The 14133-nt window shown below is 40.9% G+C and carries 11 protein-coding genes; 10 read left to right on the plus strand and 1 reads right to left on the minus strand.

The window, feature by feature from the left end; all coding sequences use genetic code 11:
• The first annotated feature begins 469 nt into the window (after nucleotides 1-469).
• Nucleotides 470-1606: a YibE/F family protein gene (locus ACIQ0C_RS03730; protein WP_403056992.1), complete on the plus strand. Its 1137-nt coding sequence runs from the start codon at nucleotides 470-472 to the stop codon at nucleotides 1604-1606.
• The gene (locus ACIQ0C_RS03735; protein WP_403056995.1) at nucleotides 1606-2382 is read left to right on the plus strand and encodes a YibE/F family protein; all 777 of its coding nucleotides are present in this window, start codon (nucleotides 1606-1608) and stop codon (nucleotides 2380-2382) included. The genes ACIQ0C_RS03730 and ACIQ0C_RS03735 overlap by 1 nt, the downstream gene beginning before the upstream one ends.
• Nucleotides 2383-2681: 299 nt before the next feature.
• Here the strand turns inward: ACIQ0C_RS03735 and ACIQ0C_RS03740 are convergent, their stop codons facing one another.
• On the minus strand, nucleotides 2682-4514 hold the full coding sequence (locus tag ACIQ0C_RS03740) for a sigma-54 interaction domain-containing protein (RefSeq protein ID WP_403056998.1): 1833 nt from the start codon (nucleotides 4512-4514) through the stop codon (nucleotides 2682-2684).
• Between the two features lie 167 nt (nucleotides 4515-4681).
• On the opposite strand from ACIQ0C_RS03740, the gene ACIQ0C_RS03745 reads away from it, so the two are divergent.
• From ACIQ0C_RS03745 to ACIQ0C_RS03780, 8 genes are all read left to right on the plus strand, one after another.
• The gene (locus tag ACIQ0C_RS03745; RefSeq protein ID WP_034307744.1) at nucleotides 4682-4912 is read left to right on the plus strand and encodes a hypothetical protein; all 231 of its coding nucleotides are present in this window, start codon (nucleotides 4682-4684) and stop codon (nucleotides 4910-4912) included.
• Nucleotides 4913-4994: 82 nt separating this feature from the next.
• Nucleotides 4995-6407, plus strand: a complete 1413-nt coding sequence (locus ACIQ0C_RS03750; RefSeq protein ID WP_403057002.1) for a purine-cytosine permease family protein — start codon at nucleotides 4995-4997, stop codon at nucleotides 6405-6407.
• Nucleotides 6408-6454: 47 nt separating this feature from the next.
• Entirely contained in the window at nucleotides 6455-7444 is a 990-nt protein-coding gene (locus tag ACIQ0C_RS03755; RefSeq protein ID WP_403057005.1) for a heme-dependent oxidative N-demethylase family protein, read from the plus strand.
• A gap of 12 nt (nucleotides 7445-7456) precedes the next feature.
• Complete coding sequence (locus ACIQ0C_RS03760) at nucleotides 7457-7975, plus strand: hypothetical protein (protein WP_403057008.1); 519 nt, start codon at nucleotides 7457-7459, stop codon at nucleotides 7973-7975.
• Nucleotides 7976-7980: 5 nt separating this feature from the next.
• Nucleotides 7981-8949, plus strand: coding sequence for a PDR/VanB family oxidoreductase (locus tag ACIQ0C_RS03765; protein ID WP_403057011.1), 969 nt, complete (start codon nucleotides 7981-7983; stop codon nucleotides 8947-8949).
• A gap of 55 nt (nucleotides 8950-9004) precedes the next feature.
• A complete protein-coding gene (locus ACIQ0C_RS03770) occupies nucleotides 9005-10498 on the plus strand; it encodes an aldehyde dehydrogenase family protein (protein ID WP_403057014.1) in 1494 nt (497 codons plus the stop codon).
• Between the two features lie 743 nt (nucleotides 10499-11241).
• Entirely contained in the window at nucleotides 11242-12846 is a 1605-nt protein-coding gene (locus ACIQ0C_RS03775) for a sigma-54 interaction domain-containing protein (RefSeq protein WP_403057017.1), read from the plus strand.
• 131 nt (nucleotides 12847-12977) lie between these two features.
• Nucleotides 12978-14129: an iron-containing alcohol dehydrogenase gene (locus ACIQ0C_RS03780; protein ID WP_403057020.1), complete on the plus strand. Its 1152-nt coding sequence runs from the start codon at nucleotides 12978-12980 to the stop codon at nucleotides 14127-14129.
• Nucleotides 14130-14133: the final 4 nt, after the last annotated feature.

Consider the following 14133-nt stretch of genomic DNA (forward strand, 5'->3'; position numbering starts at 1 on the left):
TTGCGGGAGATGCATGGTGGATATCTAGAGCATGACTACTTCCATTGCTCCAACTTTGGAATTTCCCTCTAAGCAATGAATTTAGGTATTTTCATTTTTCCCATCACTATTTAAATGAAGAGGATTTTCATTGTATTATTGAAATTCACGATTTTATTAAACGATTATTATACGAATTTAAGGGCAATACTACTTACGAATTGTAGTACTGCCCTTAGTTTTTCACAACTGATGATATTGACAATGAAGTGAAAAAATAGGAATGAGGGGCTTGACAAGTATTTTGTGAAATTTGCTTCTTCCCATTTTACCGGGGGAGACGTTAAGAAGGTAAATCGGACTTTGTTTTCGCAAACCAAATCCATTCATGATAAGATAAATAAATCAAATACTAGTAAGGCGGGGTGGAGTCAGTCAATTCTGGCTCCTCCCTGCCTTTTTTGCCCACCCGATATTTGGAGGTTTTATTTTGAATGTTATCGTAAATAAATTTAAAAAAATGGGAAACAAGCATGTTTCTTTGTACGCCGTCATAGCACTTTGTTTTGTCTTGTCTGTTTTCTTTGTTCATCACAATTATTCATTCTATGAACGTCCAATAGCCAAAGTCATTAAAACAAATCTGGAAAATACAACTGAATTGAATGATATGTATCAAAATGAAGATCGACTATTTACCCAGAGTATAATAGCCGAATTACAAAATGGAGAAGAAAAAGGAAAACTTATTCATCTAAAGAATGAATATTCCTCATCCGGAGCTTTTGATCAAGAATATCGAGTTGGAAATGATTTATTTGTTTCGATTGATACGAAGACAAAAGGAAATTCAGAGTTGACTGGAACCATAAAAGACGTAAAACGGGATAAATTTGTGTTGATCGTAGCATGGGTTTTTATCTTGACATTACTTATCGTTGGAAAAAAACAAGGCCTGCTTTCAATTATTAGTTTGGCAGTCAATGCCATATTATTGTCATATGCATTAGATTTTTATTTGAATACATCAAACATTGGTTTGGTTTTGATATGCAGTATAAGCATCATACTATTTACGGTTTTTTCCCTTTTACTCGTTAATGGTTTTAATGAAAAAACATATGCAGCCGTTATTGCGACACTGTTAGGGACATTTTTATCTCTGCTCATTGCTTATCTTGTTATGTGGTTAACGTCCGAAAAGGGCCTTCGATATGAAGAGATGCAATTTATCACTCGTCCTTATAAAATGGTGTTTTTGGCAGGGTTATTTATCGGTTCTTTAGGAGCTGTCATGGATATAGCCATTACCATGTCTTCTTCGATTTTCGGGTTGTATGAAAAGAATAACCACATATCAGTAAAAGCACTTAAAACTTCAGGATTAGAGATTGGAAAAGACATAATGGGAACCATGACAAATATTTTGTTTTTTGCCTATATAAGTGGCTCCATTCCTATGATTATTTTGTATTTGAAAAATGATTCTGCATTGGGATTTACCCTTTCCATGAACCTCACATTGGAATTGGCCCGTGCCCTAGCTGGTGGTATCGGAATCGTGTTAACTATCCCAATCGGACTATATGTCTCTATTTTTTTCATTAATCGAAAGAGGGAAAGATAATGAATGTATTAGTGTTGCTAGCGTTTATACTATTTATATTAATGATCTTGATTGGCGGAAAAAAAGGGGCACGTTCATTTTTTGCTTTGTTCCTAAACTTTGGTGTGTTACTTTTCACCATCATTTTTATGACTAATCCAAATATTGATCCGTATATCGTAACATTGATTGCATGTACGGTGATTAGTTATATTAATTTATTTTTTATTAACGAAGTGAATAGTACAACAAAAACAGCATTCATTTCTACTATTATCACGATTGTTATTGTACTCTTTTTTATTGTCATTGTGACGGAAAATGCGATGATACAAGGTTTCGGTGAAGAAGAAATAGAAGAGCTCAGCGTCTTTTCCCTTTATATTGGGGTAGATTTTGTTAAAATTGGAGCTTCAGTAATTATTATGAGTACTATTGGAGCGATTATCGATACAGCCATGGCTATTGCATCTCCCATGCGAGAAATGTATCATCACCGTCCATCCATTAGTAAGAAAGAATTATTCGCATTTGGATTAAGTATTGGAAGGGATATCTTAGGAACATCTACGAATACACTATTTTTTGCTTTCTTTGGAGGCTATTTGGCATTGCTTATATGGTTTAAAGATTTATCCTATTCTGTTGGAGAAATCGTAAACTCAAAAATATTCAGTGCTGAAATGATCACTATATTTTGTGCTGGAACAGGAGTCGCCCTGATAATTCCTATTACAGCCTTGATTACTGCTTATTTTTTGGTGAAAAAAAGAGAAAACAAAGAGAAAATTATATAGATTTCATGGCAAAAAGGCTGATAGCACTCATTTGTATTATGGGAATAAGTCTTTGGGTTGTTCCCTAAAAGCATTGTAATATCCATATGCTCTGCCAAATCCTCTTAACCGTTTCCTTTTTAAGGGAGGTTGAGGGGGAACAGGATACAATAATGCCTATATAAGCTTACTGCCATTTTAATTCCTTCATAACGTTCATGATGTATATATGGTTTGATAATAACGAAAAAGCTGACTGCAGAAGCCCGTTCAAAACGGCTACTGTAATCAGCTTTTCTTTTTTTACCCAAGTTCTGAAATCAAACATGTATGTTGAGTTGCTTACGGAGACGTTGCATTTCTGAATTGAAATAGGCTTTGCTGTAATCACATCCGACAATAGCTACGATATTGCCGTCATCATCAATGATTGGCGCAAAGCTTGTTTTCCACTCACCGTACCTGTCTTCGTAAATGGGGGTAACACCTGCTTTACCATTAAACGCCTGGTAAGCGACATTGACCATTTCCGGGGGACCCATATATTCTTCCCCCGGTTCAATTACAAAGCCTTTGTCTGCAACGAGGTGAATCAGACGTGCATCCTCCGTCATGATAAATATAAAGACCCATTCAATTACGCCTTCCTTTTCTTGAATCATGGTAAGTTTTTGTTTTAATTTCTGGGAAAAGGAAGTTTGCCGGTTCATATTTTTTTGTAGACTGATAACCTCCTCAGCTGGAATGATAGCTGCGGTTACAACGGCAATGGATCGAAGCCGCTGGTTTATTTGTTCTTCTAAAATGGCCCGTTTATCCACTGGGGAAAAGCGTGCCTCTTCCATTTTATTTCGTAATTTTTTATATTTCCTGCTCATCGTCGGCTGGCTGACTTCCAATACCTTTGCAGCCAGTTTCAATGATTTATATTGTTCCATCGCCATGTTGATGAGTTGTTCCTCCACAAGGTCAATTGCTTCCTGCAAAGGCATTAGGAAATCGATGACAGGTAGAGAAGGGGGTTTGGGCCCTTTAAATGGAAGCACCTCTTTAACCAAAGCAACATCCACTTCCTGTATTCCGCTAGTAATTACAAGTCTCTCAACTGTATTTTCAAGTTCGCGCACGTTACCGGGCCATTGATAGATACAAAGCAAGTCGGTTGCATCTGGGGTGAACGCTACCTTTCGATTATACAGTGTATTGTACTTTTGTAAAAAAAACTGAACCAGGTGGGGGATCTCATCCACACGATTCCTGAGCGGCGGAAGATGGATAGGCACGACATGAAGACGATAATATAAGTCTTCTCGGAATTCACCTTTTTTCACCATTTTTTCGAGCGATTTATTTGTTGCGGCAATCACTTGAATGTCAACAGGGTGTGAGGTCGTACTTCCAATTGGTGTGACAACGCGTTCCTGAAGGACTCGAAGCAGTTTTACCTGTACGTTAAGCGGTAACTCGCCCACTTCATCCAAAAATAAGATACCTTTATGGGCCAGTGTGAATTTTCCCTTGGCGCCTTCTTTCCGTGCGCTGGTAAAAGCCCCTTCTACATAGCCAAACAGTTCGCTTTCAATCAGGTTTTCCGGAATGGCGCCGCAATTGACAGGAATAAATGGTCCGTCGCTTCTATTACCCATATTATGTATGGCCCTGGCGGCTATTTCCTTTCCTACACCGGATTCCCCCAATAAAAGGACGGTTGCGCTGACATCACAAACCATTTGCATCTTATGCAGAACATCAAGCATCGGTTTACTGCGGATCACAAATGGAAAAGTTGGCTTCTTCGATTCCAATAATGGTCCCGATTGCCTCCTTGATGTATCTGGATAGGAATCTTTAATTTCTTTGTAAGCCCAGACCCATGCACCGGATTCAATCGGGTATGCCGTCATCAGCAGCTCTGGACCCTGCCATGAGGTCTGCATAAAAGATCTTTTCTCATTTTTGCCCATTATCTCTTCTGCCAAGCTAGTAGAAAATAAATCTTGTTCAACATCCTTGATGGAACCACCGACATTAGCGGATTTGACTGTATGGAATAAGGAATTCCCTGTTCCTGTCGAATTCAGGATGGTGCCATTTTTATCTGTCACAATAAGCTGATCGTAAATAGACAAGAGTGCAGAGGTGAAGTGATCCATTTATGTCTACCTGCCTTTCATTTAACTTCCTAGTTTTATATTACAGAAATTTCACAATTGTTCAATAGTTTCAAAAATGAATATTCTTCCTTTTGAAAACCCTGTTAGCACGGTGTTTTCTGATTGGCATGGTTATTGCAATAAGTAAAGAGAAGGGACTAGAAAGCATGATTGCAAAGGAGGGAGAAGCGATTTTGAATAAAGAGAATCAGTTCCAACAGAATATCAATTCTGAAGATCCCTTTATTAAAAATCTATATTCAGATTTGAATGAGCGGATCAATGCGTATGAGCAGGAAGATGCCGTGAAAATCGAAAAAATGAAATGGAGTGATGCGACAGGTTCTATTTTTTTCATGATTTTAATCATCGCCTACCTAATCTATTCATTTGTCTGAAATGTTGTTTAGGTCACCAAGAACAATGACAGCCTTATTCCAAGCCATACAATCATTATTTTAATAGTTGGGAGAGAAGCGTGTGAGCAAAGAGAATTCCTCCATTTCAAAGGATGTGGCCTTTGGGTTCTTACCGGCAAGTAAAAACGACCGGATTTTTAACCTACGGGATTTAATTTTAGTTCAAGTTGTTATTGGCCTCTCATCTTTTGGGCTGTTGACTGGCGGATATACAGGTACAATGCTTGACGCGAAGCAGTCACTTGCAGCGATTTTATTCGGTAACGCCTTCCCTATGCTGTTGATTGTTCCCATTACCCTTTATTTTGCGCGTTATGGCATAGACACTTTTGTAGGGTTTCGAAGTTCACTAGGGTATTTAGGATCCAATATCTTTTTCTTTGTTTTTCTTATTTTAACTCTCGGTTACATTTCCATTGCGCTCTTTATGTCCGGCCAGGCGTTGGCAGAGGCTGCTAATTGGTTGGGTATGCCCGCCATTTTTTCAAGCCAAGCAATGGGGGCGCCGTTTTTCTCGATTTTACTCTTTATCTGTGCATTTCTTGTAACCGTGAGGGGACCGGTAGCGATTCAAAAATATACCGCAGTGGCCGTACCGGTTTTTATGGTTCTCATGTTTGGCCTTCTCGCAATTGTCTTGTTTGGACAGGGATTCACGAAAGTTGCCCATATACTTCCTTCTGAACCCTTTGAAACGACTTCTCGTTCATTCGCGACAGCCCTGGAATTAAATATCGGTCTCGGCTTTTCCTGGCTTCCGTATCTTGGCCAATACAGCCGTTTATCCAAAACGGAAGGAGGCGCATTTAAAGCGGGATTCTACAGCTATGGAATCATCGTTTGTATCGCTGCTTTAGTTGGGGCCCTTGCTGCATTAGTCGCTGGTTCACTTAATCCTTCTGACTGGATGTTTTCCATCGCAGGAAGTTGGGGCGGCTTCATTGGCTTGATTTTACTTTCGGTAGGGAATGTCGGGGCAGCCATTTTCCTTATGTACTCACAAGCTGTCAGCTTTAAAACTGTATTTCCGAAAAAATCATGGATGATTGCGATGGGAACGACCGTACCGACTATATTCTTACTTCTAAGCTCAACGTTCTACGATGCATTTGGCTCATTCATTGCTGTCATTTCCTTCATTATGGCTGTACTTGGCGGCATTGTCGTTGCAGATTACTTTTTTGTAAAGCGCCAACGCATTTCAATAAGGGATTTGTATGACACACAAGGCTCTTATACTTATTGGAAAGGCATTAACCCGTCTGCCGTTCTCACGGTGGTCATTGGAACGATCGTTTACTGGGCACTCTATAATCCATTGACTTTTGAAGCAAGTGACTTTTTCCTTTATACGGCTGCCGGAATTCCAACATACTTTGTTGCTTTAGTCACTTATTATGTTTCATCTAAATACATTTTCCGTTTTGAAGTTGACATGGAGCGTCCATCCGTGGAATTAAAGGAAGCTAAATAGAAAAAAACTCACTTTAAAGAATCTAGGGTACGAGAGGAGATTGTTCAATGTTTACACAAAGTTTAGATTTCAAAACAACTGATTTAGATACATTCCCATTTCCATTCACTTCAGGTAACTATCGCTATTCAAACGATTTGAAAAGACTCTCAAACATTAACTGTATTGAAGTTACACCAGAATACAAACTCCAAGTAGAAACGAAGCGTCGTCTCCTTCAAGAACAGCCGCATATTAGGTTTCAATCTTTTCCACACACAATGGAAATGCAATGGGAAGTATTGGAAATGCTGATTGATATGGCAGCTGATCGCTATCCGGAGCATTTCGAGGTCAGTAAAGATGGGGACAACTGGACTTTCAAGAACCACATTTTCGGGGAAACCGATTCATTCGTGTATGGCGATGCCAGCACGCTTCCAAATGAGCCGCTTGATTATATAGGCCGCCACTTCCATAATGATTTTGTTTTAATGGTCCACCGCGATAGTAATTTCTATTTGGAAGTGGGGCAAGTTTCATACGCCGCACTCTTCTCGGCTAACTGGAATAAAGGCATGTCCTTTGATGAAATCCATGCACCTGTTCCATTTGTATCGCGGAAAGGCGATGAACTGGCAGAGCGCGTTCGTAAGTTTTTATTATCCATCGAGCCAGGAAAGCCATGGACACGCATCAACTGGAATCTGATGGCAGACCGTTGGGATGTCAACTATGAAACGATGGATGTCTGGGGACCGCAACGTTCTGAAATAACTCCGGAAAATGCAGGTAAACTTGTTCGTTTGCGTGTTGAAGAACAAAAATTCTATCGCATGCCACGAAGCAATGCCATTCTATTCGTATTGAATACTCAATTCCTGCCACTAGAGGATTTGGCATTGCGCAAGGAGTGGTTTGATCTGACATATAGCGTACTGCAGGATATTCCCGGACCAATGGCTGAATACAAAGGAATTGCCCCATTCCTTCCACAATCGGTCGAATATTTGAGGAGTATTGATGAAAACAAAAAAGCGAAGAAAAACAATGAGTAGGAGGATAGGACCTTGTACAATAGTCCAGTATTGTTTGATAAATCCATTACGATCGTAAATAAATTTACCCCCCGGAATGATCGAAGAAAGTTTGTCGTCATTTCCGATCAAGCCGGATATGATCAGGCGAAAAGTTTCACTTCTGAAATCGCAGGTACAGTGCCTGTTGAATGCCTATCGATTAACGGAATGGAAGATAAAGAGGAGATTAAGAGAGTCATCTTGTCACAAAAGATGGGCACCCAATTTTATATTGCGGCTGCATGGAACAATGCCGTAATGATCTTCTCGCTCGGAGTGGAGGCTGGTCTATCTGAAGCTGAGATCCAGACGGTGATTATCGGGCCTAAACGACGATACGTATATTGCATGAAATGTTTCGAAGTGTCGGAAGTCGAAGAAGAAGCAGAAATTGCAGAATGTGACCATTGCAGAGCCAGTCTTGAAATAGGTCCTTTTTATTCAATCGTACGGGAAGGTTATATTGGTTACCCATTCATCCCGATCGGAAAAGAAGAAGTAGGGAGCTGATCCTCATGCGAGTAGTAGGAAATATTCAAATGAAAGTAAACAAGATCATTCAAGAAACTCCATTCGTTAAACAGTTCGAGTTGATTCCAGTTGATGGAAAGCCGTTGCCTGCATTTACAGGCGGTTCGCATTTGACTACTTACATGCCGGCTGGGGATAAGACTATTTACGAGAGAGAGTACTCCCTTATCAGCAATCCAAGGGACCGCAATAAATATACAATTTCCATTCGGCGCGATGAGGCATCACGCGGAGGTTCGGCTTTCTGGCATGATCATGTAAAGGTAGATTCCAGGTTGGAAGTAAGTTTTCCAAAAAACAATTTCCCTCTCAGCTTTCGAGCTAAGCATCATGCTTTTTATGCAGCTGGAATCGGCATAACCCCATTTCTGGCAATGATGGAAGACATGGCCGCCGAAGGGCAAACCTTCGAACTCCATTATGCAGCACGCACTCCGGAGTTATGTGCTTTTTATGATCTGCTGAAAGCCAAATACCCTGATCAATGCACCTTTTATTTTTCGCAGGCAGAAGACAAACGCAGAATGATGCCCGAGACAATGATGGATCATCGCATTGGCACGCATGTCTATTTTTGCGGACCAATCGAGATGGTGCAAGAGTATCGAAAAGCTGCCAGTTCCTATGGTTATCCGGAACATGCGATCCACTTCGAATTATTTGCGACAAAAAATGATGGGGCGCGAGATCCTTTCATCGTCGACCTTACAGACAGCGATCGGTCCATCCGCGTTCATGAGGGTGAAACACTGCTTGATGCGCTTTTAAGGGAAGGAATCGATGCGCCTTATTCTTGTAAAGTTGGCGGGTGCGGAAGTTGTGAGGTGGATGTTGCAGAAGGTGAAGTGGATCACCGTGATTATTTCCTTAGCGAAGAAAACCGTCAAACACGGAAGTCAATCCTGACATGCTGCTCACGTGCGAAGGACGAAAGACTGGTCTTAAAATTGTAACGATTAAATTCCGTACAGATTAATAAAAAAATAATGAAAACCGGAGGAATGAAACATGACAATTTTAGAAACGGCAGTATTAGAGCTTAAAAATTACATCGGCGGTAAGTGGCAGGCCTCATCTTCAAATGAAGTAATCCCGGTAATCAATCCTGCAACACAGGAAATCATTGCAAAAGCTCCACGTGCCACCAAAGAAGATACAGAAAGGGCAATCTCAGTAGCGAAGGCAGCCTTTGAAAGTGGGATCTGGTCAGGCCTAACAGCACAGGAGCGTGCTTCCTACTTATATAAAATCGCTGATAAAATTGATGAACGTGCCGAAGAGTTAACGATTCTTGAAACAATGGACAACGGGAAACTTAAAGCAGAGGCAGGTTTCGATATTGCCGATGCCGCCGCGTGTTTCCGTTACTACGCTGGTTTGGTCCTTCATCCAGAAGGGGAAACCTATCAAGTTCCCGCTCCCGTGCAAGCGATGGTTGTTCGTGAGCCAGTGGGTGTAGCCGGTTTGATTGTCCCTTGGAATTTCCCTCTTCTAATGAGTGTCTGGAAAATCGCACCGGCCCTTGCGGCAGGTAACACCATTGTATATAAACCGGCTGAAGTGACACCTGTAACAGCAATGAAATTATTCGAAATCCTGGAGGAAGTAGGCATCCCAAAAGGTGTGGCTAATATGGTGATGGGCCGCGGCACTGTTGTCGGTCAAACCATTGCGGAAAGCAACGATGTTGACATTGTTTCATTTACAGGAAGTACGGATGTTGGCCGCTCAATCATGAAGGCGGCCGCGGGCAACTTAAAGAAAATTTCCCTTGAGCTAGGCGGTAAATCACCTAATATCGTTTTTGCAGATGCAGATTTAGAGACAGCCGTCGATTATGGATTATTTGGCATCTTCTTTGGTGCCGGCCAAGTTTGTTCATCAGGCAGCCGAATTCTAGTTGAAGAAAGTATTTATGATGAATATGTAAAACGCTATGTTGAACGCGCAAATAAAATCAAGGTTGGACCTGGACTTGCAGAAGACAGCAACATGGGGGCCATTGTCAGTGAAGCGCAAATGAATAGCATTTTGAACTATATTGAAATCGGGAAACAGGAAGGTGCGACGCTTGCAGCAGGCGGTTACCGTCTTGTTGATGACGGTCTTGACAAAGGATATTTCATTGCACCGACTGTCTTCACCGATGTAACACCTGACATGCGCATCGTCCAAGAGGAAATCTTCGGTCCAGTCGTTGTCATTCAAAAGTTCAAAGATGAAGAAGAAGCTATTAATCTGGCAAATGATACAGACTACGGACTTGCAGGCGGCGTCTTCACTAACGATGGGGCAAAAGGATTACGTGTGATCAAGAAGGTACGGGCAGGCATCACATGGGTAAATGATTATCATCCAACATATGTAGAGGCGCCATGGGGCGGTTACAAACAGAGCGGGATTGGACGCAGTTTAGGAAAATACGGCTTGGACGAATACCAAGAAATTAAACAAATCAACATTAATCTCGATGTAAAACCGGTCGGCTGGTTTCCAAATTAAGCATATGATTAGAAAGAAGCAAATTACTTTCTTTAATCAAACCAAAAAAACTAATCCAAATACGGATTAAGATTCAGTTTGGCGACAAAATGGGGTTTGGAGTCCGAATAGAGAGAATGTTTTTTACTGTAATCCTCATTGGATTGAAGAGATTTGCGACACTCCTGCCGAAATACTGGCTAGGCGAGACCCCATAGGCGCTTGCTTTGATAAGGCTTGGCAGACAGTCGGCGGAAAGGGAGCGGATTTCTGAAATCAGCTGCAACTTTTTTCAATTAAAAAACTGCAGGCAAAACTGAGTTTTCATCGAGTTTGTCTACAGTCGGAAACCTAATCCAAATGCGGATTAGGTTTTTTTCAAACTGTCGAGAAACCTTTTAAGTCTTCTAAAAGAAGGTAAAGATGTTGTTGATTCTAAGCTTATATAACTTAGAGTCAAGGTATTCAGACATTTTACAAGCTTATTTCTTATATAACATAAGGCTTTTTTATCGCTTTTAATCGAAAGTATTGAATTAGTTCTGTTCTTACCGCTGTATCACTTAATGTTGGTGCCTTTGGTTGTAGTACATAGTATCATTAAAAAGAAATGAACATTACATAATGCTCACAATATAAGTTAATAAGTTCATTGCCTTCTTTAATTTGAAAAGACTAGGGAGCCGCCAGAACTTTCAAAAAGTCTTCAATCAAGGAGGAAGTGCTCTATCAAATAGTAAAGACCAGTCAGGGAGTGGATATTGATGACTAAGTTTTATTCCGATATGACAGTGGAGGAAGCAATATCATGTTTCCCCATCGGAAGCACTGAAGCGGAAGTTTTGGATGATTCAGAAAATTTCATCGGGTTTTTGACAATAGAGGCTTTATCTGCGGCAGTGCAGCAGAGTGATTTAACGAAGCCTATTTCTCATTTCATTACTGTGAATGCACCGCTGCAGAATTTGCGGAATTACTCAATACCATATGAACAGTTTCAAGCATTCTTTGAGAGTGATTTATGCAGGGTTGTATTTAATGCCCTGTATGATGGCGTGTATATCACGGATGGTGATGGAACGACATTATTTATCAATCAAGCTTATCAGCGTATTACTGGAATAAGAGAAGAGGAAATCATCGGAAAACCGATGAGTTATTTAATTGAGCAAGGTATGATATCCGTTTCAGCTTCATTGGATTCTATTCGAACGAAGAATCAAGTTACTTTGACACAAAGAATTCGAAATGGAAGAAAGATTATCGTATCGGCCACACCTATTCTATCGCCACAGAATGAAGTCATATTTGTCATAAATAGTGTTAGGGATATTACTGAATTAATCCGGATGAAGTATACGATTGACAGCCAAAAATTATCTTTCCAACCTATTTCTCAATTATTGCCTGGCTCGGAACAGGTGAATTTACAGGAAATTATCATTGGTCCTTCTACAACGCCTTTATTCAAACTGGCTGATAAAGTAGCTAAAACGGATGCGAAGATCTTGTTACAGGGGGAAACGGGAGTAGGGAAGAGTTTAATCGCCAAGTACATACATGCCAAAAGCTCCAGGAAGGAAAAAATTTTCCTTGAATTAAATTGCGGAGCCATCCCAGCGAACTTGGTGGAATCTGAACTTTTTGGATATGAACCAGGGGCATTTACCGGATCCCTTAAGAATGGGAAAATGGGGATTTTTGAGAAAGTGAATGGTGGCACGTTATTTTTGGACGAAATTGGGGATTTACCTTTAGAGTTACAAGTGAAACTTTTGAAAGTGGTAGAAGAAAACAAGTTCATGAGAGTGGGTTCCACCGAAATGAAAGAGGTCGATGTCAGGTTAATTACAGCCACCCATCGCGATCTGGCCTCCCTCGTGCAAGAAGGATCTTTCCGCGAAGATCTTTATTACCGGCTTAATATCGTTTCCTTTGAAGTCCCTCCTTTACGACAGCGAAAGGAAGAAACGATACCACTTTTAGAAATGTATTTGAAAAAATTCAATGAAAAATATAATGAAAAGAAAAAGATGACACCGGAATGCTATGAATGGCTGACGAACTATTCGTGGCCTGGTAATATACGTGAGCTTGCGAGTCTTGCGGAGCGACTGGTCGTCACGACTTATGATGATACGATTGATTTACCTAATTTACCATCTTTCATCCAGCCGGTCTTATCAAGAAAAACTACAAAACATTCTTTGAAGGAGGCCGTTTCCGAGCTGGAACATTCACTGATCCTGAATGCGATGAAAAAATATGGGACCACAAGGGCTGCGGCCATCTCTTTGGATATCAGTCAAAGCGCTTTGGTGCAAAAAATGAAAAAATTTCACATTCGATTAGAAAACGAATCGAATTAGTTTTTTTGATTTGATTTCTACTCATTAGTTATGCTGTTATCTATGATAAAAAGGTTATCCCCCTTATAAATTAAGCGTTTTCACTTTGGCATGATTCCTGCATTAGTAAAAACATGAAAGGGGAGATAACCATGAATATTTCTATATTTTCTATGGCTAACAAATTGGTGACAGGAGCAGATTCTTTGCAGCAGCTGACTGATGAGGTTACGCGATTAGGGATGAAGAATCCGTTGATAGTTACAGATAAAGTTTTAGTGGGTGCCGGGGTTGTGCAAAAGGTTGAGGATTTACTTCCATCAGCATATGGTATTTTTTCGGATGTGAATCCAGAACCTGAAATTGAAATCGTTGAGCTTTGTGTACGGTCAATCAGGGATGGAAATCATGATGGACTGATTGCGGTAGGCGGAGGAAGTGCGATGGATATTGCGAAAGCCTCTTCCGTCATGGCTACGAATTCGGGTAGCATCGAGACCTATTTTGGTACGAACTTGATTGAAGTTCCAGGCCTACCTTTAATAGCCATACCGACGACGGCAGGGACCGGGTCAGAAGTGACGAATATTTCGATTTTATCGGACAAAAAAGAACAGGTAAAGAAGGGAATTGTAAGTTCGTATCTTTTACCGGATGTAGCGATTGTATCACCCGTCATGACGCTGACTTGCCCGCCAAGTGTGACTGCTGCGAGCGGAGTGGATGCACTAGTTCATGCGGTCGAGGCCTATATTTCCAAATTTGCTTCGCCCGTTACAGATGCCTTGGCAATTGGGGCCATGAAGTTACTCGCTGTACATTTACCAAAGGCTTATGCTGCGCCGGATAATCTGGAAGCACGGGAAGCCATGATCACCGGAAGCCTAATGGCAGGGTTAGCTTTTGGAAATGCCGGTGTTGGAGCTGTTCATGCCTTAGCTTATCCGCTTGGAGGCCGCTTCCATTTATCACATGGGGTCAGCAATTCATTGTTACTGCCATTTGTCATGAAGTGGAATAAAATTGCATGTTTGGAAAGGTTCCGCGACATTGCTGAAGCACTTGGAGAGAAAGTCAATCATTTAAATGAGGATGAGGCAGCGGATAAAGCTATAGAAGCGATGACCAGAATATGTCGTTATGTTGATATACCACAGTCACTAAGTGAATTTGAGATTCCTGAATCGGCTTTAAGTGAAATGGCTGCCGAGGCCATCAAACAAGTCCGTTTACTCCGCAATAATCCCCGTGCATTAAACGTTCGGGATATCGAAAAAATATACCGTTCAGCCTATGGTTCTTAAGTGG

It is taken from the genome of Peribacillus sp. NPDC096448 (assembly GCF_044762675.1).
In the GTDB taxonomy this organism is placed as follows: domain Bacteria; phylum Bacillota; class Bacilli; order Bacillales; family DSM-1321; genus Peribacillus; species Peribacillus frigoritolerans_B.

Excerpts from the sequence above, each read along its gene's own strand:
- ACIQ0C_RS03735 (WP_403056995.1), top strand. The coding sequence starts at position 1,606 with ATGAATGTATTAGTGTTGCTAGCGTTTATACTATTTATATTAATGATC.
- ACIQ0C_RS03740 (WP_403056998.1), bottom strand. The coding sequence starts at position 4,514 with ATGGATCACTTCACCTCTGCACTCTTGTCTATTTACGATCAGCTTATT.
- ACIQ0C_RS03745 (WP_034307744.1), top strand. The coding sequence starts at position 4,682 with ATGATTGCAAAGGAGGGAGAAGCGATTTTGAATAAAGAGAATCAGTTC.
- ACIQ0C_RS03755 (WP_403057005.1), top strand. The coding sequence starts at position 6,455 with ATGTTTACACAAAGTTTAGATTTCAAAACAACTGATTTAGATACATTC.
- ACIQ0C_RS03765 (WP_403057011.1), top strand. The coding sequence starts at position 7,981 with ATGCGAGTAGTAGGAAATATTCAAATGAAAGTAAACAAGATCATTCAA.
- ACIQ0C_RS03770 (WP_403057014.1), top strand. The coding sequence starts at position 9,005 with ATGACAATTTTAGAAACGGCAGTATTAGAGCTTAAAAATTACATCGGC.
- ACIQ0C_RS03775 (WP_403057017.1), top strand. The coding sequence starts at position 11,242 with ATGACTAAGTTTTATTCCGATATGACAGTGGAGGAAGCAATATCATGT.
- ACIQ0C_RS03780 (WP_403057020.1), top strand. The coding sequence starts at position 12,978 with ATGAATATTTCTATATTTTCTATGGCTAACAAATTGGTGACAGGAGCA.